At 72.4% G+C, this 20314-nt stretch carries 17 protein-coding genes; 11 read left to right on the top strand and 6 right to left on the bottom strand.

The window, feature by feature from the left end:
- Position 1 precedes the first annotated feature (1 nt).
- Positions 2-1960: a DUF2264 domain-containing protein gene (locus ACIGJI_RS13190; RefSeq protein ID WP_363446486.1), complete on the bottom strand. Its 1959-nt coding sequence runs from the start codon at positions 1958-1960 to the stop codon at positions 2-4.
- Complete coding sequence (locus tag ACIGJI_RS13185) at positions 1957-2970, bottom strand: hydroxyacid dehydrogenase (RefSeq protein WP_363446488.1); 1014 nt, start codon at positions 2968-2970, stop codon at positions 1957-1959. Before ACIGJI_RS13185 ends, ACIGJI_RS13190 begins: the two co-directional genes overlap by 4 nt.
- A gap of 186 nt (positions 2971-3156) precedes the next feature.
- Here ACIGJI_RS13185 and ACIGJI_RS13180 point away from each other — a divergent pair, with 186 nt between their 5' ends.
- The 10 genes from ACIGJI_RS13180 to ACIGJI_RS13135 all read left to right on the top strand — a co-directional run bounded on the left by ACIGJI_RS13180 (position 3157) and on the right by ACIGJI_RS13135 (position 13965).
- Complete coding sequence (locus ACIGJI_RS13180; protein WP_363446490.1) at positions 3157-4257, top strand: substrate-binding domain-containing protein; 1101 nt, start codon at positions 3157-3159, stop codon at positions 4255-4257.
- Between the two features lie 102 nt (positions 4258-4359).
- Positions 4360-5529 (top strand): Gfo/Idh/MocA family oxidoreductase, encoded by a 1170-nt coding sequence (locus ACIGJI_RS13175; protein ID WP_363446492.1) that lies wholly within the window; start codon positions 4360-4362, stop codon positions 5527-5529.
- Positions 5526-6746, top strand: coding sequence for a DUF993 family protein (locus tag ACIGJI_RS13170; protein WP_363446494.1), 1221 nt, complete (start codon positions 5526-5528; stop codon positions 6744-6746). The genes ACIGJI_RS13175 and ACIGJI_RS13170 overlap by 4 nt, the downstream gene beginning before the upstream one ends.
- A complete protein-coding gene (locus tag ACIGJI_RS13165) occupies positions 6743-7660 on the top strand; it encodes a sugar phosphate isomerase/epimerase family protein (protein ID WP_363446496.1) in 918 nt (305 codons plus the stop codon). Before ACIGJI_RS13170 ends, ACIGJI_RS13165 begins: the two co-directional genes overlap by 4 nt.
- Before the next feature lie 439 nt (positions 7661-8099).
- Complete coding sequence (locus ACIGJI_RS13160) at positions 8100-8864, top strand: sugar phosphate isomerase/epimerase (protein WP_292794941.1); 765 nt, start codon at positions 8100-8102, stop codon at positions 8862-8864.
- 43 nt (positions 8865-8907) lie between these two features.
- Positions 8908-9975, top strand: a complete 1068-nt coding sequence (locus ACIGJI_RS13155; protein ID WP_187662453.1) for a LacI family DNA-binding transcriptional regulator — start codon at positions 8908-8910, stop codon at positions 9973-9975.
- On the top strand, positions 9972-11075 hold the full coding sequence (locus ACIGJI_RS13150) for a glycerate kinase (protein WP_363446499.1): 1104 nt from the start codon (positions 9972-9974) through the stop codon (positions 11073-11075). Before ACIGJI_RS13155 ends, ACIGJI_RS13150 begins: the two co-directional genes overlap by 4 nt.
- 141 nt (positions 11076-11216) lie before the next feature.
- On the top strand, positions 11217-12068 hold the full coding sequence (locus ACIGJI_RS13145; protein ID WP_085605959.1) for an ABC transporter permease: 852 nt from the start codon (positions 11217-11219) through the stop codon (positions 12066-12068).
- Between the two features lie 32 nt (positions 12069-12100).
- Positions 12101-13135 (top strand): ABC transporter substrate-binding protein, encoded by a 1035-nt coding sequence (locus ACIGJI_RS13140; protein ID WP_268777096.1) that lies wholly within the window; start codon positions 12101-12103, stop codon positions 13133-13135.
- An 11-nt stretch (positions 13136-13146) separates the two neighbouring features.
- A complete protein-coding gene (locus tag ACIGJI_RS13135; protein ID WP_060922883.1) occupies positions 13147-13965 on the top strand; it encodes an ABC transporter ATP-binding protein in 819 nt (272 codons plus the stop codon).
- Positions 13966-14476: 511 nt separating this feature from the next.
- Here ACIGJI_RS13135 and pgm read toward each other — a convergent pair.
- The gene (gene pgm / locus ACIGJI_RS13130; protein WP_363446501.1) at positions 14477-16120 is read right to left on the bottom strand and encodes a phosphoglucomutase (alpha-D-glucose-1,6-bisphosphate-dependent); all 1644 of its coding nucleotides are present in this window, start codon (positions 16118-16120) and stop codon (positions 14477-14479) included.
- Between the two features lie 45 nt (positions 16121-16165).
- On the opposite strand from pgm, the gene pheA reads away from it, so the two are divergent.
- The gene (pheA, locus tag ACIGJI_RS13125; protein ID WP_259953402.1) at positions 16166-17149 is read left to right on the top strand and encodes a prephenate dehydratase; all 984 of its coding nucleotides are present in this window, start codon (positions 16166-16168) and stop codon (positions 17147-17149) included.
- A 458-nt stretch (positions 17150-17607) separates the two neighbouring features.
- Here pheA and ACIGJI_RS13120 read toward each other — a convergent pair whose 3' ends face one another.
- The 3 genes from ACIGJI_RS13120 to ACIGJI_RS13110 form a co-directional block, all read right to left on the bottom strand.
- Positions 17608-17814: a methyltransferase gene (locus tag ACIGJI_RS13120; protein ID WP_101848254.1), complete on the bottom strand. Its 207-nt coding sequence runs from the start codon at positions 17812-17814 to the stop codon at positions 17608-17610.
- 101 nt (positions 17815-17915) lie between these two features.
- Positions 17916-18851, bottom strand: coding sequence for a hypothetical protein (locus ACIGJI_RS13115; RefSeq protein WP_363446503.1), 936 nt, complete (start codon positions 18849-18851; stop codon positions 17916-17918).
- A gap of 404 nt (positions 18852-19255) precedes the next feature.
- Positions 19256-20293 (bottom strand): LLM class flavin-dependent oxidoreductase, encoded by a 1038-nt coding sequence (locus ACIGJI_RS13110; RefSeq protein ID WP_187662446.1) that lies wholly within the window; start codon positions 20291-20293, stop codon positions 19256-19258.
- Positions 20294-20314: the final 21 nt, after the last annotated feature.

The following is a 20314-nucleotide window of genomic DNA, read 5'->3' as shown; positions in this document are numbered from 1 at the left end:
CTCACCCCCGCGGAAGGAACTCCTCGGGGCGGAAGCGCGTCGTGGCACCGTCCGGCCAAGACACCGCCGCGTCGCCTGCCCGCAGGTCGAGCTGCGGCACGCCGGGGGGACTCCCGAGAAGCACGCCGACGGCCATCCAGATGTCCGGCCGCACCGCCGCCGAGAGCCACGGGGTGGCGGTCTCCGGGCCGAGCGGGGTCGCGTCCCGCTCCCGTCGGACCCCTGCGGTCGCACCGTCGACTCCGAGGAGTCCGATGACCCGGCTCTGCGTCTCGCCGCCGAGGGCGAGGGCGGCGGTGACGACCGCGGGGCCGGTCTCGACGACCGTCGGGGAGGACAGCGCCCAGCCGCCGATGCGGAGGACGTCGCCGTCGCGGATCACCCCGTCCGTCCCCGCGCCCGCCCGGACCCGCACGAGCCGCACCTCCCACGGTCCGCGGAGCGCCGACACCACGTCGACCATGGGGCCGACCGTGGTCTCGGCGGCCGCGCCGCCTCCGCCGACATCGAACTCCGCGCGGAAGCCGTCGTGCCAGTGCACGAGGCCGGAGGAGCCGCCGAGCACGGCGTCGTCGACCTTCCGCAGCGCTCCGGTCGCGAAGCCGGAGCGATGGCTCGCTCGGCCGCCACGCACCACGGCGACCGTGCCGTCGAGCGGATCACGGACTCCGGGGCCGGCGAGCACGGGCGCGGTCGCGGTCGAGTACCCGAGCTTCGCGTACAACGGCGCATCCGGCTGGTGGGCACCCGGCATCCGGTGGTCGGTGCCGTGGTTGACCACACGCACGATGCCGTCCGCGGTACCCGTCGCGAGCCACCCCGGGGCGATGAGGACGCGGGTGAACGGACCCCGATCGATCGGCAGGGGCTGTTCGACGGCCGTCCAGAACGGATGCGCCGCGGGCAGGGCGAGCGGCAGGAGACCCTTCGCCGCCCAGTACGGAGAGCCGGGGCCGGAGTAGTCCTGGGCGAGCGGACGCCAGGCGCCGTGCCAGCCGAGTGGCAGCACTCCGGTCGCATCCGGCGCACCGCGGTCGGTGAAGTGCCAGACCTGACCGCTCACCGCCCGGCGCAGGAGGCCGGGGTCGTGCCGCGAGGTGCCGGAGAACGCCGCGACCCCGGCCGCGGCGGCCGCCGCGAAACGGTAGGTGAGGCTGCGGCCCTGGATGAGTGGTCCTCCGTCGGCGCCGACGAGGTGCAGCGCGTCGTCGAGGAACGCGTCCAGCCGCCGGCGATACCGGGCGATGCGATCCGCGTGGCGCGGCTCCACGCCGACCATGTCCGCCCAGAGCAGCGGGTAGAACGACAGCGCCCAGCCGGCGTAGTGGTCGAACGATCGGGCGGCGCCGTCCGCGCTCCATCCGCCGTCCCGCTCGAAGCCGTCGAGCAGCGCGAAGTCGGCTGCGCGGTCCGCGTCGGAGGACGGCCCGCCGACGCTCTCCAGGAACTGCTCGACGAGCACCCGGAACCAGGCCCAGTTGTTCGGCGGATGGCTCCCACCGACGACGGCCGCCAGGTAGTCCACGGTGCGGGTCCGGGCGCTGTCGTCCAGGCGCGCCCACACCGTGTCGCGGGTGAGGTGCAGACCCAGGGCGAGCGCCGCGGCCTCGACTTTCGCCTGGTCGACCTCGTCGGGGCGCGGCCACCGTTCGGCACCGGCCGGATCGACACCTGCCGCCAGCCCTCTGGCATACCGCTCGGCCAGCGGCTCTGTGCCGCGTGGGTCGCCGGCGATGCGGAACGCGGCCAGCAGGAACGTGCGGCTGAAACCCTCGAGCGCGTCGACCGCGGCGCCGAAGCCGCCAGGGGCGCCGGGGTACCGGATGCCCGCGCCCGCCGGGCTCGCATGACGGGCGGCCCCGTCGAGGATGGCATCGGCCACCGTCATCAGGTGCGCGCGCGTCCATCCCGTGTGCGGGGAGAGCGCCCGGTCTTCCGGAGGCAGGGCGAGGATCGTCATGCGCTGTGCGCGAGGTCGGCGCGGTGCACGGGGTGTCGAGGCGGACGGCCGACCACCCACGCCTCGAGCTCGTCGAGGGCAGCGTCGGCCAGCCGGTGCGCCTCGGTGCCGAGCGAGCCGGCGAGGTGCGGGGTGACCGCGACGTTCGGCAGGTGCAGCAGCGGGTGGTCGGGCGGAAGCGGCTCCGGATCGGTGACGTCGAGGATCGCGTCGAGGCGACCGGAGGCGCACTCCGCGAGCAGCGCGTCGTGATCGAGGAGGGCACCGCGCGCGGTGTTGAGCACGGTGGCGCCGTCGCGCAGGGCCGCGAGCTGCGCGCGGCCGATCATCCCCCGCGTCGCGGGCAGCGCCGGTGCGTGCAGGGAGAGCAGGTCGACGGCGGGGAGCAGGGCGTGGAGTGGGACGAGCCGTGCGCCCGCCGCGGCCACCTCTTCGGCGTCCGCGTACGGGTCGGCGACGAGCACCTGCAGTCCGGGGAAGGGCCGCAGCAGGTCGGCGACGCGGCGCCCGATGCGGGAGAACCCGACGATGCCCACCGTGCGGTCGAGGTTGCCGATACGGCCCCCGACGCGGGGGCCGACGCGCAGGTCGCGCTGTGCGTCGTCCCCGCGGAGCGGGAGGAGGGCGCGCTTGCCGGAGAGCAGGATCATCGCGAGCGTGTATTCGGCGACGGGGGCCGCGTTGGCCTCGGCGGCGGACGTGAGCAGGATGTCGCGCTCCCAGAAGGCGTCGGACACGACGCCGCGCACGCTCCCCGCCGCATGGAACACCGCGCGGAGTCGGGGGAGCCGGTCGAGCAGGGCCGCGTCCAGGAGGGGAGCGCCCCAGCCCGTCACCAGCACCTCGATCCCTGACACGCGGTCGGCCGCGGCCGCCGCGTCGAGCGCGGGCGTGTGCAGCGGGGCGCCGGGGGCCACGAGCGTCCGCAGACGGGCGCGCCGAGCGTCGTCGAACACGAGGTCCCACGCCTCCGTGGAGAGGGCGGCGATGGTGGACGGTCGGTGGGCCATGAGTCTCCGCGGGTCTCGGGTATGCGCTTGCCGAAGCGTGCCGTTCCAGTGAAGACTGTGCGTTCGAGCCCAGGCAACGTGATCGAACAGGAACCATCCAGATCGAACACACTCGTACACGGAAGGCAGCCGGATGCTGATCCCCCGCATCACCCTCGAAGATGTGCGGCACGTCGGGAGGATCGTGTGACCGAAGAGCGTCCCACCCCGCGTTTCGGCCTCTCCCGCCGCGAGCGCATCCTGGACGAGCTGCGCCGTACCGGCGCCGTGCGCGTCGCCGAGCTCGCCCGTGACTTCGGGGTGGCCGAGCTCACCATCCGTCGCGACATCACCGCGCTGGCGGACCGCGGACTGCTGACCAGGGTGCACGGGGGAGCAGTGCTGCGGAGCGCGCTGGACACGACCGTCGCCCGCGCTGCCCTTCCCGGGCCGCAGTTCCGCATCGGGATGGTGGTGCCGTCGCTGAGCTACTACTGGCCGCAGGTCGTCGTCGGCGCCCGGAGCGCCGGGGTGGAGACCGGGGTGCAGCTCGTGCTCCGCGGAGCCAGTTACGCCGCGCAGGACCAGCGTCGCCAGATCGCGGCGCTCCTGGAATCCGGAACCGTGCACGGCCTCATCGTGGCCCCCGAGACGCAGGGCGCCGACGGACACGCGCTGCTCTCGTGGCTGGACACGCTCCCGGTTCCCGTCGTGCTGGTCGAGCGCCGGACCCCGCCCGCGCTCGCCCTCACCCGGATGCAGACCGTGGCGACTGACCACGCGTTCGGGGGTGCGCTCGCCGCCGGGCACCTCGCCGCGCTCGGACACCGGCGGGTCGGGATCCTCACGTCGCCGCAGTCGCCGACCTCCGCCGGGCTCCGGCAGGGCTGGTCGCGGGCAGTCGCGGAGCTCGGTCTCGCGGTGGGCGTGGATCGCGATGCGGCGCTGGACCGGATGGAGGGGCCCGCGCAGGCGGACGTCGTGTCCTCGGTGTTCGCCGAGATCCGTGACACGGGCACGACCGCGCTGCTCGTGCACTCGGACCCGCAGGCGCTCCTGCTCCAGCAACATCTGCAGGATGCGGGCTGGCGGCTGCCCGACGACCTCTCCCTGATCGCCTACGACGACGAGGTCGCGGAGCACGGCTCCCCTCCGCTCACCGCGCTGCGGCCGCCCAAGCAGCACGTCGGACGCCGCGCGGTGGAGCTTCTCCGGGATCGGCTGCGCGAGGGGACCACCCGGCCCGCCGAGCGCGTGGAGGTCGCCCCGGTGCTGCACGTGCGGGCGAGCACGGCCCCTCCGCGTTAGGCGCGGTTGCGAGGTCGAGCGTCTCATGCCATGATCTCGGAAAGCGCTTACCAACATTCTCCTGTCAGCGCCGACAGCTTCCACCGAGAGGAACGGACCGAGATGGCACAGGCCCCCACCCGCGAGATCGGGATCATCATGAACGGCGTCTCCGGGCGCATGGGATACCGGCAGCACCTGGTGCGGTCGATCCTCGCGATCCGTGACGACGGCGGGATCGAGCTCCCCGACGGCAGCCGCGTGACCGTGCGGCCGATCCTCGTCGGACGCAGCGAGGCCAAGCTGGCCGAACTGGCGGCGAAGCACGGCATCGAGGACTGGACGACCGACCTGGATGCGGCCCTCGCCGACCCGCAGTGGGAGATCTACGCCGACTTCCTCGTCACGAAGGCCCGGGCATCCGCGATCCGGAAGGCCATCGCCGCCGGCAAGGCGATCTACACCGAGAAGCCCACGGCCGAGTCGCTCGACGAGGCTCTGGAGCTCGCCCGCCTCGCCCGCGACGCCGGTGTGAAGACCGGCGTCGTCCACGACAAGCTCTACCTCCCGGGGCTGCAGAAGCTCAAGCGCCTCATCGACTCGGGCTTCTTCGGTCGCATCCTGTCCGTCCGCGGCGAGTTCGGCTACTGGGTGTTCGAGGGCGACTGGCAGCCCGCGCAGCGTCCGAGCTGGAACTACCGCACCGAGGACGGCGGCGGCATCATCACCGACATGTTCCCGCACTGGAACTACGTGCTGGAGAACCTCTTCGGCGAGGTCAAGAGCGTCTACGCGCAGGCCGCGGTGCACATCGCCGACCGCTGGGACGAGAAGGGCGAGCGCTACACGGCCACGGCCGAGGACGCCGCGTACGGCATCTTCGAGCTCGACGGCGGGGCGATCGCCGAGATCAACTCCTCGTGGACCGTGCGGGTGAACCGCGACGAGCTCGTGGAGTTCCAGGTCGACGGCACGCACGGCTCCGCGGTCGTCGGACTGTTCGGTGCGAAGATCCAGCCCCGCAACGCCACGCCCAAGCCCGTGTGGAACCCCGACCTGGAGGACAGCCACGACTACGACGCCGACTGGCAGCAGGTGCCGACGAACGACGTGTTCCGGAACGGCTTCCGGCAGCAGTGGGAGGAATACCTCACCTCGTTCGCCCTCGGGACGGACTACCCGTTCGACCTGCTGGCCGGCGCGCGCGGGGTCCAGTTCGCCGAGGCCGGACTCGCGTCCAGCGCCGAGGGACGCAAGATCGTGCTCGAGCCCCTGACCCTGGACGAGGCATGACCACCCTCCGCCTGCTCGCCGCCGACGGCCGCACCGCCGACACGGAGCTCCGCGAGGTCGCCGGTGTCACGCGGCCGGAGGGCCCGCTCCGCAGCCGGGTGGCCTACGCCGCCGCGCACGTCGTCCCGAAGGTCCACGCGGACAACACCCCGGGGCAGCCGGCCGACATCGACTGGGACGCGACCCTCGCCTTCCGCCGCAACGTGTATTCGTGGGGTCTCGGCGTCGCCGACGCGATGGACACCGCGCAGCGCAACATGGGGCTGGATGCGGCGGCGGTGCGCGAGCTCATCGCCCGCAGCGCCGAGGTCGCCCGCGAGGAGGGCGGCACGGTCGTGGTCGGGGTCAACACCGATCACGTCGACGAGGAGCGCATCCCGCTCGATCAGGTGATCGCCGCCTATCTCGAGCAGCTGCACTTCGCCGAGGAGCAGGGGGCGGGGCCGGTGCTCATGGCCTCGCGCCACCTGGCTCGGGTCGCGGAGACCGCCGACGACTATCGCCGCGTCTACCGCGACGTGCTCTCCCGCGCGTCGGCTCCCGTCGTGCTGCACTGGCTCGGCACCGCGTTCGACCCGGAGCTCGCGGGCTACTTCGCGCCCTCGTCGCCCACCGGGAGCGGTGGTCCCGCGTGGCAGGAGGCCGCCGGGGTGCTGCTCGACATCATCGGCGAGAACCGCGCCGCTGTCGCCGGGGTGAAGATGAGCCTGCTCGACGCGGACTCCGAGGTGTGGGTGCGGGAGCGGCTGCCGGAGGGCGTGCGCATGTTCACCGGCGACGACTTCCACTACGTCGGCCTCATCGGCGGGGACAGCCTGACCGGGGCTGCCGCGCCCGAGGGGTCCGCGTCGCGCGGCCACTCGGATGCGCTGCTCGGCGCGTTCGCCGCGCTCGCCCCGGTGGCCTCCGCCGCGATCCAGGCCCTCGACGCGAACGACCCGGAGCGGTACCTCGACCTCCTCGGCCCGACGGAGGAGCTGAGTCGGCAGGTGTTCGCGGCACCGACCTACTACTACAAGACCGGGGTCGCCTTCCTGTCCTGGCTCAACGGCCATCAGCCCGCGTTCCAGATGGTCGGGGGGCTGCATTCCGCACGGAGCCTGCCGCACCTCAGCCGCATCGTCGAGCTGGCGAACGGGGCGCTCGCCCTGGAGCGGCCGGAGCTCGCCCGGGAGCGATGGCACGGCCTGCTCCGGCTGAACGGGGTGGACGCATGACCGCCCCCCGGAGCCTGGCGGCGGAGCGCGAGTCCCGGACACCCGGCGTCGGGACCGTGCCGCATCCGCGGCTCTCGATCAACCAGGCCACCGTGAAGCACGCGGACCTCGCCACGGCCCTGCGCGTCACGGCGGCGGCGGGGGTCGAGGCCATCGGCCTGTGGCGGGAGCCCGTGCAGGCGGTGGGACTCGATGTCGCCGCCCGCATGCTGACCGACTCCGGCCTGCGCTTCACGACGCACTGCCGCGGGGGCTTCTTCACGCTTCCGGCCGGTCCGGAGCGTGACGCCGCGCTCGACGACAACCGCCGGGCGATCGAGGAGGCGGCCACCCTCGCGGCGGCCGGTGCGGAGGGCTCGACCGCGGTGCTCGTCCTCGTCGCCGGCGGTCTGCCCGAGGGGTCGCGTGACCTCGTCGGGGCACGGGACCGCGTCCGCGACGCCATCGGCGCCCTCGCGGACGACGCCCGGGCCGCCGGGGTCACCCTCGCGATCGAGCCGCTGCATCCGATGTACGCCTCCGACCGTGCCGTGGTCTCCACCCTCGGTCAGGCGCTCGACATCGCCGCGGACTTCGACCCTGCCGTGGTCGGTGCCGCGGTCGACACGTTCCACATCTGGTGGGATCCGCAGGTGCTCGACCAGATCGCCAGGGCCGGACGGGAGGGCCGCATCGCCACGTATCAGGTGTGCGACTGGAAGACCCCCCTCGCCGCAGACCCCCTGCTCTCCCGGCACTATCCCGGGGACGGAGTGATCGACTTCGGCACCCTCACGCGGGCGGTGCAGGACACCGGCTACGACCGCGACATCGAGGTGGAGATCTTCCATGCCGACGTCTGGGCCGACGACCCGGCCCGTGTGGTCCGGCGCACGGCCGAGGCCTTCGCGACGGCGGTCGCCCCCCACCTGTGAGCCCCGGTGACCCCCATCCCCGGTCCCTCCGTCTCCGGCCCCTCCTTGGTCCCGGTCCCTCGTCTCCGGTCCCTCCTTGGTCCCGGTCCCTCGTCTCCGGTCCCTCCTTGGTCCCGGCGTGGTTCCGGATGCACGACCCGTTCCCGGATGCACGGCCCGTCCCCGGGTGTCGGTCGTCCCGACGTGCCCGGGTCGTGCATCCGTCCCGGTCCCGTCGTCGTGTGTCGGTCGTCGTGTGTCGGTCGACGAGGGACACCTGCATGACTAGGGTCCGTGGGAACGATCAGACCCGGGTTTCGGTCGTGCAGGCGGGACGGGGTCGTGCAGGTGGGACTCGAGGACGGGGAACGGAAGGGGCCGGGACGTCCGACCGAGGAGCCCGGGGAATGGACGGGCCGGCCGGTGTCGGGGAGATCGGGAGGACTGAGAGGATGACGGGATGACGGGGATCCGTGCGGGACTGTGCTCGGTGACGTTCCGTGCCCTGCCGCCGGAGAGGATCGTCGCGCTCGCGGCCGCCGCAGGTCTCGAGGTGATCGAGTGGGGCGGGGACGTGCATGTGCCACCGGGGGAGGTCGGCCGCGCGGCGGAGGTCGCGCGGATGACCACGGATGCCGGGCTCGCCGTCGCGTCCTACGGGTCGTACTTCCGCGCCGGATCGGAGGAGTCGCTGACCGCGGTCCTCGACAGTGCCGCGGCCCTCGGAGCCGACCGCGTGCGGGTGTGGGCAGGGAGTCACGGCTCCGCGGAGGTGTCCGCGCAGGAGCGTGCCCGCGTCGTGACGCGGCTCCGCGCGGCGGCGGTCGAGGCGGCTGCCCGCGGCATCGGGCTCGCCCTGGAGTTCCACGGCGGCACGCTCGCCGACACCGCCCCGGCCACCCTCGCGCTCCTGCACGAGGTCGACCATCCGATGTTGTCGACGTACTGGCAGCCCACGGTCGGCGCCGCCGTCCCCGCGGTGCTCGAGGAGTTCCGTCGGCTCAGCCCCCATGTCTCCGCCGCTCATGTCTTCTCCTGGTGGCCGCGCACCGAACGGCACCCGCTGCGCTCGAGGTCCGCGCTCTGGACACGGTTCTTCGCGGAAGCGGCCGCCACCCCGCACCCGCCGCGTGACGCCCTGTTGGAGTTCGTGCCCGACGACGCCCCCGAGCTCCTCGCCGGTGAGGCCGCCGCCCTGCTCGGTTTCCTCGGACGGCGGCCGTGAGCGCCCCTCGAAGCGGTTCCGTCCTCGTCGGTAGGCTCGGAGCATGACCCCGTCCGCCACACCGGCAGAGCCGCCGGCCGCGCGTCGCCCCCGTCACGCCCGGGGACCGGCGCCCACGCTGCATGACGTCGCGCTCGAGGCCGGGGTCTCGCTGGCGACCGCCTCTCGCGTGCTGAACGGTTCCGAGCGCAAGGTCGCGGCCCCCTTCCGGGAACGGGTGGAGGCCGCCGCCGAGGCCCTCGGCTACACCGCCAACGTCTCCGCGCAGGCGACCGCCCGCGGACGCTCGCCGGTGATCGCGCTCCTCGTCGCGGACATCGCCGACCCCTACTTCGGACTCATCGCATCGGGCGTCGCGCGGGGTGCCGACGAGCAGGGTCTCGTCGTGACCGTGGCCATCACCGAGCGCGACCCGGCGCGGGAGGCGCGGATCGTCCGTGCGCTGCGCGGACAGCGACCGCAGGGGCTCATCCTCGCCGCCTCGCGCACGCAGGAGGAGGGGCAGGCGGAGACCGCCCGCGAGCTCGCCGAGTTCACCCGCCTCGGGGGCCGTGTCGTCGCGTTCGGCGCGGACGGCGACGGCGACCGCCGGGTGGAGATCGACAACCGGGCCGGGGCCGCCGCGCTCGGCCGTCGGATGGCGGAACTCGGGTATCGCTCGGCAGTGCTCGTCGGGGCGGCGGAGGGCGTGCGCACCTCGGACGACCGGCTGGCGGGCTTCCGCGCCGGGTTCGCGGAGGGCGGCGGCGAGGTCGCGCAGACCGTCCGCGGAGACTTCCGCCGCGAGTCGGGGGCGACGGCGATGGCCGACGCCCTGGCAGCCGGAGTCCCCGAGGGAACCGTCGTGTTCGGCATCAGCGACGTGGTGGCCATCGGGGCGATGGCGGCCATCCGCGCGGCGGGCCGGGAGGTCGGCGCGGACATCGCCGTCTGCGGTTTCGACGACGTGCCCTCGAGTCGCGATGTGACACCGGCCCTCACCACGGTCTGCGTGCCGCTGAGCGATGCCGGGTATCAGGCCTTCCGGGCGATCGTCGACGAGGACTGGCAGCAGCCGACGCTCCCGCTCGAGGTGGTCGTGCGCGCGAGCACCCCGGGGCTCCGGGCATGACCCGCGTCGTCATCGCTCCGGACAGTTTCAAGGGCACGATCACGGCGGCGGAGGCCGCGGCAGCGCTCGCCGACGGCTGGCGGGAGGTCGAGCCGGCGGCGGACATGGTCCTCCGTCCGATGGCCGACGGCGGGGAGGGGACCGTCGCGGCGTTCGCGACGGCCGTACCGGATGCACAGCGCATGCCGGTCACCGTCGACGGTCCGGCGGGCGCTCCCGTCGAGACGTCCTGGCTGCTCCTGCCGAGCACGACCGATGCTCCCGGCGGCACGGGCGTCGTCGACATCGCCTCGACCTCGGGCATCGAGCTCCTCGACGGTCTGCGGCCCTGGGATGCCGATACGACCGGCTTCGGGCAGGCGATCGCCGCCGCCCTCGATCACGGCGTCTCGCGACTGATCCTCGGCATCGGCTCCAGCGCCTCGACCGACGGCGGCACCGGCATGCTCACCGCCCTCGGCGCGCGCTTCCTCGACGGGGACGGCCGGCCGGTCGCGAGGGGAGCCCGGGGTCTGGCGGACATCGCCACGGCGGATCTCGGCGCGCTGCGCACCGCGCCGGATGTCCGCGTGCTGACCGATGTCACGAATCCGCTCACCGGGTCTCGCGGCGCGGCGGCGGTGTTCGGTCCGCAGAAGGGGCTCACGGAGCCCGGCGACATCGCCCGGGTCGACGACGCGCTCGCCCGTCTCGCCGCCCTCCTTCCCGTCGACCCGCAGCTCCCCGGCACGGGTGCCGCCGGCGGTACGGGGGCGGCGCTCGTGCGCTGGGGCGGGATGCTCGCCCCGGGGGCGGCCGAGGTGGCCGCGCTCGTCGATCTGGCCGGGGCCGTCCGTGGCGCCGAGGCCGTGATCACCGGCGAGGGGTCGTACGACGGACAGTCGGGTGACGGGAAGGTGCCGTCCTTCCTCGCCGCGCTCGCCGTCGAGGCGGGGGCGCGTCCTCTGCTCGCCGCGGGTCGGATCGCGGACGATGCCGACGCCGGCCTGTTCACGCGGGCCGTGTCGCTGACCGCGTTGGCGGGGTCGTCCGCCGCCGCCGTGGCCGACCCCGCGCGCTGGCTTCGGGTCGCGGGCGCGGAGCTGGCCCGGTCGCGGTGACCGACCCGGAGGCCGCCCCGACGCGCGAGATCCGTGTGGGCGCGACACGGTGCGTTGACACGGCAGAACGGTCGGCATAGACTCGCAACACCGAACGGGAATGCGCTTTCCCGAATCCTTCACGAAGATGTCGAGGACCCCATGTCGTCTGCCCCCTCCGCGACCATGACCCTGGCGATCGCCGCCGACCGCCCCGAGCCTCCGGGCATCGTCCGCTGGTGGAGCCGTCACTGGCACCCGCTCGTCTTCGTGCTCGCGGTGCTCGCCCTCTGGTGGGTCTCCACGAGCCTCGGGTGGGTGCCCGCGTTCATCATCCCGTCGCCCGCCGACACCTGGGCGGCCTTCACCGACAACGCCGCCTACCTCGCGCAGAACACCTGGGTCACCACCTACGAGACCGTGATCGGGTTCGTCATCGCGGTCGTCGTCGGCGTCCTCGTCGCCGTGCTCATGGTGTACTCGCGGGGTCTGGAGCAGACGCTCTACCCGGTCATCCTCTTCGCCCAGGTCATCCCGAAGATCGCGATCGCTCCGCTGTTCGTGGTCTGGCTCGGGTTCGGCGCGGAGCCGAAGATCCTCGTGGCCGTGCTCATGGCGTTCTTCCCGGTCGTCATCTCGGGCCTCGCGGGCCTGCGCACCGTCGACCCGGAGATCCTCCAGCTCGCGTCGACCATGGGAGCGAGCCGCTTCAAGACCTTCCTCAAGGTGCGGCTGCCCGCGGCGCTGCCCGAGCTCCTCTCCGGTCTCAAGGTCGCCGCGACGCTCGCGGTCACCGGTGCCGTCGTCGGCGAGTTCGTCGGCGCGAACGAGGGCCTCGGCTACGTGATCCTCCAGGCCAACGGCAACCTCGACACCGCCATGCTCTTCGCCGCGCTCATCATCATGTCGCTGCTCGGCGTCATCCTCTTCGGCATCATCCAGATCGCCGAGCGCTTCCTCATCCCGTGGCACGCCTCCAAGCGCGACGTCGCCGCGGCCACCGTCCGACTCTGACCCCCCCCTCGCCCCCACGAAAGAAGGCACTGATGAAGAAGTCAGGCACCATCCTCAGCTCGATCGCCCTCGCGTCCGCCGCGGTGCTCGCCCTCTCCGGCTGCGGAGGATCGACGACCCCGGCGAGCTCCGGCGACGGTGACGGCGGGGAGCTCACGCCGGTCACCCTCATGCTCAACTGGTACCCGTACGGCGAGCACGCGGCGTTCTACTACGGCGTCGACCAGGGCATCTTCGAGGAGCACGGCATCGACCTCACGATCAAGGCCGGCCAGGGCTCGACGAAGACCGCGCAGGCCGTCGGGCAGGGGCAGGTCGACTTCGGCTGGGCGGACACCCCCGCCGTCCTCGCGAACATCGACAAGGGCGTCGGCATCAAGAGCGTCGGCGTCTTCCTGCAGACCACGCCGTCGGCCGTGCAGGTCTTCGCCGACTCCGGCATCTCCAGCCCCGAAGACCTCAAGGGCAAGACCATCGCGGTCTCCGCGGGCGACGCCCCGACCACGACCTTCCCGATGTACCTCGAGGCCGTGGGCCTGGAGGAGGGCGATGTGACGCAGCAGAACCTCGACGCCGCGGGGAAGATCGCCGCCATGCTCTCGGGCAAGGTCGACGGCCTCATCGGCTTCGCGCACGACCAGGGCCCGACCATCGCCGACAAGAGCGGCAAGGACGTCGAGTACCTGCGCTACTCCGATGCCGGCCTGAACTTCTTCAGCAACGGCCTCATCGCGCCGACCGACACCATTGAGAACGACCCGGAGCTCGTCGAGGCGCTGGTCGCCGCGACCTCGGAGGCTTTCGAGGCCGCGCAGGAGGACCCCGAGGCCGCAGTGGCCGCGATGGAGGGCAAGGACCCGCAGATGCCGTCGCAGGAGGTCCTGCTGCACCAGTGGGAGGAGACCATCGAGCTGCTCCACACCGACGCCACCGAGGGTCAGGCTCCCGGCGCGAACGCCACCGAGGACTGGGAGTCCACGTTGGAGGTGCTGTCCGAGGCCGGGCTCATCTCGGGCGACGGCGATGTGGAGACCTACTTCGACGACGCCTTCACCCCCGGGAAGTGAGACCGATCGTCATGGACACTCACGTTCAGCAGGAACGCGGACCCGCGGCCACGAGCACAGCTCCGGCGCTCGAGGTCTCGGATCTCGCGATCACCTTCGCCTCCAAGCGGCGCCAGGTCACGGCCCTCGAGGGCGTCGACCTGCGCGTCGAGGAGGGGGAGTTCCTCTCCATCGCCGGGCCCTCTGGCTGCGGCAAGTCGACCCTCCTGAAGGCCGTCGCCGGACTCACCGCGCCGAGCCGGGGCAGCATCCGCCTGCGCGGCGACGAGGTCCGGGGTCCGCGGCAGGACATCGGCTACGTGTTCCAGCGGGCGGCGCTCCTGGAATGGCGCAGCGTCCGCGGCAACATCCTCCTGCAGGCCGAGATGCGCGGGATGGACATGCGCAAGGCCCAGGCCCGTGCCGACGAGCTCATCGAGATGACCGGCCTCACCGGCTTCGAGAAGTCGCTGCCGCACGAGCTCTCCGGCGGCATGCAGCAGCGGGTGTCGCTGTGTCGGGCGCTGCTGCACGAGCCGCGGGTGCTGCTCATGGACGAGCCGTTCGGTGCCCTCGACGCCCTTACGCGTGAGCGCATGAACGTCGAGCTCAACCGGATCTGGAGCGCCACCGGCACGACCGTGCTGCTCGTGACCCACTCGGTCGCGGAGGCCGTCTACCTCGCCAGCCGCGTCATCGTGATGGGTCCGCGCCCCGGACGGATCCTGGAGGAGCACCGCGTCGACCTCCCGGCCCGCCGCGGCTACGCCGACGTTCTGGAGACGGAGGAGTTCCACCGCGTCTCCAGCCGCGTCCGCGAACTCCTCGGCTCCTCCACCGACGCCGACTGACCCCGCCCCACCCCGCCCCGCCCCACCCCGCCCGGCCCCGTCCCGTCCGGGATCGAAACCGCCCCTCCGCGAAGGCCCCCAGAGACGTTTTCGATCCCGCGACCGGGGTGGCCCGGCGGGACGGGATCGAAACCGCTCCTCCGCGGTCTTCCGCAGGGACGTTTTCGATCCCGCGACCGGGGTGGCCGGCGGGACGGGATCGAAACCGCTCCTCCGCGGTCTCTCGCAGGGACGTTTTCGATCCCGCGACGGGGGCGGTGGGCGGGAGACGGGCGGCCGACCTGCGACAACGAAGGACTCGTCGCCACGGCCTTGGGACGTACGCGCGCACTCGGTGGATTCGCTCGACCCGGGTCGCGGGATCGATCACGTCCCACTCCGGCGCGTGCCAGGCGCACTCTCGATCCCGCACGAGGTGTCCACCGGGGTGCGGGATCGAAAACTCCCCTCGGCGGTGGCCGAGGGGAGCGGTTTCGATCCCGCGGCACCCGCGGATCCCGCGGGGGCGGAGTCAGTCGCCGAGGGCAGCGGACACCACGGCGCGGGCTTCGGCCTGCACCTCGGCGAGGTGCTCGGGGCCGCGCAGGCTCTCGGCGTAGAGCTTGTAGACGTCCTCGGTGCCGGACGGCCGCGCGGCGAACCAGGCGTGCGGAGTCTGCACCTTCAGGCCGCCGATCGCCGCACCGTTGCCGGGAGCGTGTGAGAGCTTCGCGATGATGTCCTCGCCGGCGAGGGTGGTCGCCGTCACCGATTCCGGAGTCAGCTTGCCCAGCGTCGCCTTCTGCTCAGGGGTGGCCGGGGCGTCGACGCGCTGGTAGGCGGACGAACCGAAGGCGTCCTCGAGCTCCGCGTAGCGCTGCGACGGGGTCTTGCCGGTCACCGCGAGGATCTCCGCCGCGAGCAGGCAGAGGAGGATGCCGTCCTTGTCGGTCGACCATACGGAGCCGTCGTGCCGCAGGAACGAGGCCCCCGCCGACTCCTCGCCGCCGAACGCCACGGAACCGTCGAGCAGCCCGGGCACGAACCACTTGAAGCCGACCGGGACCTCCAGCAGACGCCGCCCGAGCGACTCGGCCACGCGGTCGATGATCATCGACGACACGAGCGTCTTGCCGACCGCCGCCTCGCGCGGCCAGTGCTCCCGGTGCGAGAAGAGGTAGTCGATGGCGACGGCGAGGAAGTGGTTCGGGTTCATGAGCCCGGCGTCGGGGGTGACGATGCCGTGCCGGTCCGCGTCCGCGTCGTTCCCGGTGAGGATGTCGTAGTCGCCCTTCTTCGCGACGAGCGACGCCATGGCCGACGGAGACGACGGGTCCATCCGGATCTTCTCGTCCCAGTCGAGGGTCATGAAGCGCCACGTGGGGTCGACCTCGGGATTGACGACCGTGAGGTCGATGTCGTGCATCTCGGCGATCAGCGACCAGTACTCCACCGAGGCGCCGCCCAGCGGGTCCGCGCCGATACGTACGCCGGCGCGGCGGATCGCCTCGATGTCGATGATCGACGGGAGGTCGCGCACGTAGGCGTCGCGGAAGTCGTATCCGGTGATGGCGTCCCAGTCCACGTCGGCGAAGCGCTCGCGGCGCACCTCGGCCAGGCCGCCCGCGATGAGCTGGTTGGCGCGGTCGGCGATCCAGCCGGTCGCATCCGTGTCGGCGGGACCGCCGTGGGGCGGGTTGTACTTGAAGCCGCCGTCGCGGGGCGGGTTGTGCGAGGGGGTCACGACGATGCCGTCCGCGCGGCCCAGGTCGTCGGCGGCGCGGTCGCGGTTGTACGTGAGGATCGCGTGACTCAGCGCCGGGGTCGGCACCCAGGAGTCCCGGGCGTCGACGCGCACGTCCACTCCGTTCGCGAGCAGGACCTCGATGGCGCTCCGCTCTGCGGGGAGGGAGAGGGCGTGGGTGTCGCGCCCCAGGAAGAGGGGGCCGGTGATGCCCTGCGCCGCACGGTAGTCGACGATCGCCTGGGTCGTGGCGAGGATGTGGTTCTCGTTGAAGCTCTTGGTGAGCGACGAGCCGCGGTGGCCGCTGGTGCCGAACACGACCCGTTCGCTCGGGACGTCCGGGTTCGGCACGCGGTCGTAGTAGGCGGCGATCAGCTCGTCGACGTCGATCAGGTCACTTTCCTCCGCGGGGAGGCCGGCACGGCTGCTCATGCACTCAGTCTGCCCCGTGCGGCGGATGCTCGCATCCGGCTTGACATGCGGGATTGCGATGAGTCACCGAGGGATAGGCTGAACGCCGTGACTGCACGCCGCACCTACAGCTATCTCGGACCAGCCGGAACCTTCACGGAGGCGGCGCTCGACCAGGTGGCCGAGGCCAGGGGGCAGGACTGGCGGCCGGTGCACAACGTGGGTGAGGCGCTCGCGGATGTGCTCGAAGGACGCAGCGACGCGGCCATGATCGCGATCGAGAACTCCATCGAGGGCGGTGTGTCCACCACGCAGGATGCGCTGGCGACTCTGCCGGGGCTCCGGATCATCGGCGAGTACCTCGTGCGGGTGAACTTCGTCCTCGTCGCACCGCGCGGCACCACTCTCGACCAGGTCGAGGTCATCGCCGCGCACCCTGTCGCCTACGCGCAGTGCCACGGCTGGCTCGGCGAACACCTTCCGACCCACTCGCACGTGCCGGCGGCGAGCAACGTCGCCTCGGCCATCGGTGTCCTCGACGGCAGCTCGCCCGCGCAGGCCGCGATCGCCGCCCCGGGTATCGTGCAGCACTACGACGTGGACGTCCTCGCCGAGGGCATCGGCGACAACGCGGCGGCCGTGACCCGGTTCGTCCTCGTCACGCGGACCACGCGTTCGCCCGCGCCGACCGGTGCCGACAAGACCTCGTTGATCGTGGAGCTCCCGCACGACCACCCTGGTTCGCTCCTCGAGATGCTGGAGCAGTTCTCGACGCGCGGCATCAACCTCTCGCTCATCGAGTCCCGGCCGATCGGCGACGAGCTCGGCCGGTACCGGTTCGTGATCGACGCGGACGGTCACATCGAGCACGAGCGGATGGCCGACGCCCTGCTCGGGATCCGCCGCTTCAGCCCCCGCGTGGTGTTCCTCGGGTCCTATCCCCGTGCCGATCGGCAGATCGTGCAGTACCCCGACCGCTACTCGGACGAGGTCTTCATCGAGGCCCGCGACTGGCTCCGCGGCATCCTCTCCGGCGAACCCGAGGCCTGAGTCTCGCCGCGGCCCGTGCGTCGCGCGCCCCGTGTGCCGTGCGCGTGCGGGATCTATCTCGCGCCTCCCAGACGCGGGCATTGCGCGGATTCCGTCCCGCAGTCCCGCCGGCCCGCAGTCCTGCAGTCCCGCAGGGATGCCGGGTGCGGGATCGAAAACGCACGTCCCCGACCCGACTCGCGCACGTTCTCCATCCCGCATCGCGCCGCATCATCCACGTGGGTTCGAGAATGCGCGTCTCCGGGCGCGGCGAGGAACCCTTTTGATCCCGGCACCTGAGGCTGTGCGGGACGAGCGCGTCTGATCCCCGTACTCGTGGCCATGCGGGGCAGCGTCCGGACACACCCACGCGGAGATACCGCCTCGCTCCCGCGGTAGCGATCACTGCGGGGTCAGATTCGCGCCTGTCCCCGTCGCAGGAGGCGCCTTTTCGATCCCGCACGCGTGGAGTGGGGTGCTCAGTGCTCCTGGAACCGCGGCCAGGCGCTGCCCGGCAGCATGCGGGCATGTAGCGCGCCCTTCGCGGAGGCGAGGCTGGGATAGGTGCCCGCTGCCGCGTCCGCTCCCGCCATGGTCACCACATAGCCGTCCTCATCGTGGCGGATGCTCCCCACCACACCGTTCGTCCCGTAGGCGACCCACAGTGCGAGTGTCTTGGTGCTCATCGTCGAACCCCTCTCTCTGCGGCCGAGGCTACGCCTCAGTGCGGCCCGGGGCCAGCCCCTTCCCGGGGAGAAGCCTTCCCGTTCGGCCCGTGGCACGGACCTCAACCCCAGAGGCGGCGGCGAACGTCGAGCGCACGCCGGACGCGCGCGGCGATAACCGCGCCGCCATCGCGCAGATCGAGCTCGGTCATCCGGATCACGAGCCACCCGTGGTCTTCGAGGTCGCGTTGGCGCCGGATATCGGCCCGCCACTGATCGCGGTCCGTCCGGTGGCCGTCGCCTTCGTATTCGATGGCGATGCGGTACTCCGGATAAGCGAGGTCGACCCTGGCGAGGAAGCGTCCGCCCGGGGAGACGACGTGCTGGACGGCGGGCTCCGGCAGTCCGAGGCTCACGAGCAGCAGGCGGCTCTCCGTCTCCTTCGGGGACTCGACACCCGGGCGCGCGAGCGGCAGCGCCTCTCGGATGCGGCCGCACCCGGGGAAGCGTCCCCATCGCACCAAGTGCCGTTCGATGCTGTCCGCGGTTGCCACAGGCCGGCCCGTCCTCAGCCCCGGATAGACATCGGAGGCCGTGAGCAGGGCATCGAGCGCGACGACCATCGGCGTCGACGCGAACTCCCCTGCACACAGGAACAGTGTGCTGACCGGGTCGACCGTCGGCACTCCGTGGATGTGCCACGCATCTGCCCGTCCGGGCGCGATACGACGCCCCCGGACACCGGCCGTCCGGGGCGGTGATGTCCCGGTGGGCACAGCGACATCGAGGGGCTCGCCGGGTGACCAGCGGACGGGTGTGGGAAGGCCCCACAGTCGCAGGGCCGTACGGCCGGCGAAGGCCTGGCCCTGGCGGAGGCGCGGCAGGTAGGAGGCGACTCGATCGTCGAAGGTGGCGGGCTCCACCGTCGACCGCACGCCGGCGAACGGCCGCGAGAGGTCTCGGCTGGAGTACCTCTTCCGCCCGACCCCGTTGGCGGCGGCGTCGCGCACGGCGAAGTGAGGGCCGAGGTCAGGTGGAAGAGGGATCCGGTGTCGCATGCGTCCATGCTGTCCGTGGCGTGCCCGCCCTCCAACGATCTGTTCTCACTCCGTCCGACTCCTGTGGAAAACCCGGACCTATGTGGACGTGTGGCGGAGACGTCCCCGTCGAGCGGGATCAGAGATGCCCCTCCGATCGCGGTCCGAGGCACGTTTCTGGTCCCGCGTGCTGAGGCGCGCGGCGCACATGGCGTGAGCGAGGGGGCGGCGGGTGTCAAGGGTGCGGGATCAGAAAGGCGCCGCGCAGGGCAGGCGGGGGACCGTTATCGATCCCGCACCTCGGAAGGGGCCGGACCCGGGATCAAAAGAGTGCCGGCCGGACCGCGCGGGGGACCGTTATCGATCCCGCGACGCGACTCATGCGCCCGGGACGCGAGACGTGACTCACGCGCCCGCGACGCGACTCACGCGCCCGCGACGAGCTCCAGCGTCTGGGCGCGCCCCGCAGCCGAGTCCTTCGGCTCCGCGTCGTAGGCTCCGGCGACCGGGGAGAGCATGACCTCGTCCACCCCGTAGGTCGTCGCGAAGGAGCGGACCTCCGCGGCGACGGACTCCCCGGTGCCGACGAACCACCGTGACCGCGCGGCCTCGACCACCTGGTCCGTTGCGGCGTCGTGCTCTGCGGCGAGGGCCTGTTCGACGGTCTCCAGCGCGACGAGCGGCTGGTTGAGCCGGAGTCGCGCCATCATCCGCAGCTGCGGGAGGGCGCGGGCCTCCGCCTCCTCCGCGGTCGGTGCCGCGACGGCGTTCACGGTGAGGAAGGTCCGCGGCTCCGGATGCTCCTCGCTCGGACGGTAGTTCGTGCGGTAGAGGTCGAGGGCGCGTTCCAGGCCCTGTCCGGAGAAGTGGTTCGCGAACACGTACGGCAGGCCGAGGGAGGCGGCGAGCTGTGCGGAGTAGTCGCTTGACCCCAGCAGCCACACCTCGGGCACCCCTGTCGCGGCGGGTGTCGCCCGCACGGTGTACTCCCCGCCGGAGGTGAAGCGCACGGTGGCGCCGTCGGCGGTGAAGAGCGCCGCGATGTCCTGCACGTGGCGGGGGAACTGCTCCACGTCGCTGGTGGTCCCGGATCCCCGGAGGAGCTGGGTGATCACGGGGTCGCTGCCGGGGGCGCGGCCGAGGCCCAGGTCGATGCGTCCGGGCGCGATGGCTTCGAGGGCGGCGAACTGCTCGGCCACGATGAGGGGCGCGTGGTTCGGGAGCATGACGCCGCCGGAGCCGAGACGGATGCGGGAGGTGCGCGTGGCGGCGGCCGCGATGAGGACCGGCGGCGTGGTCGAGGCGACCGCGGGCATGTTGTGGTGCTCGGCGAACCAGTACCGGCGGTAGCCGAGGCGGTCGGCGGTCGCGGCGAGGGAGAGGGAGGCGGAGATGGCCTCGGCGCTGGTCTGGCCGGAGCGGACCGGCACGAGGTCGAGGACGGAGAGGGCGACGTCGTTCATCTCCGGATGCAACCTCGGCGG

This window comes from Microbacterium sp. NPDC064978 (assembly GCF_044543605.1).
Classification (GTDB): domain Bacteria; phylum Actinomycetota; class Actinomycetes; order Actinomycetales; family Microbacteriaceae; genus Microbacterium; species Microbacterium meiriae.
This window is presented reverse-complemented; position numbering and strand designations above follow the sequence as displayed.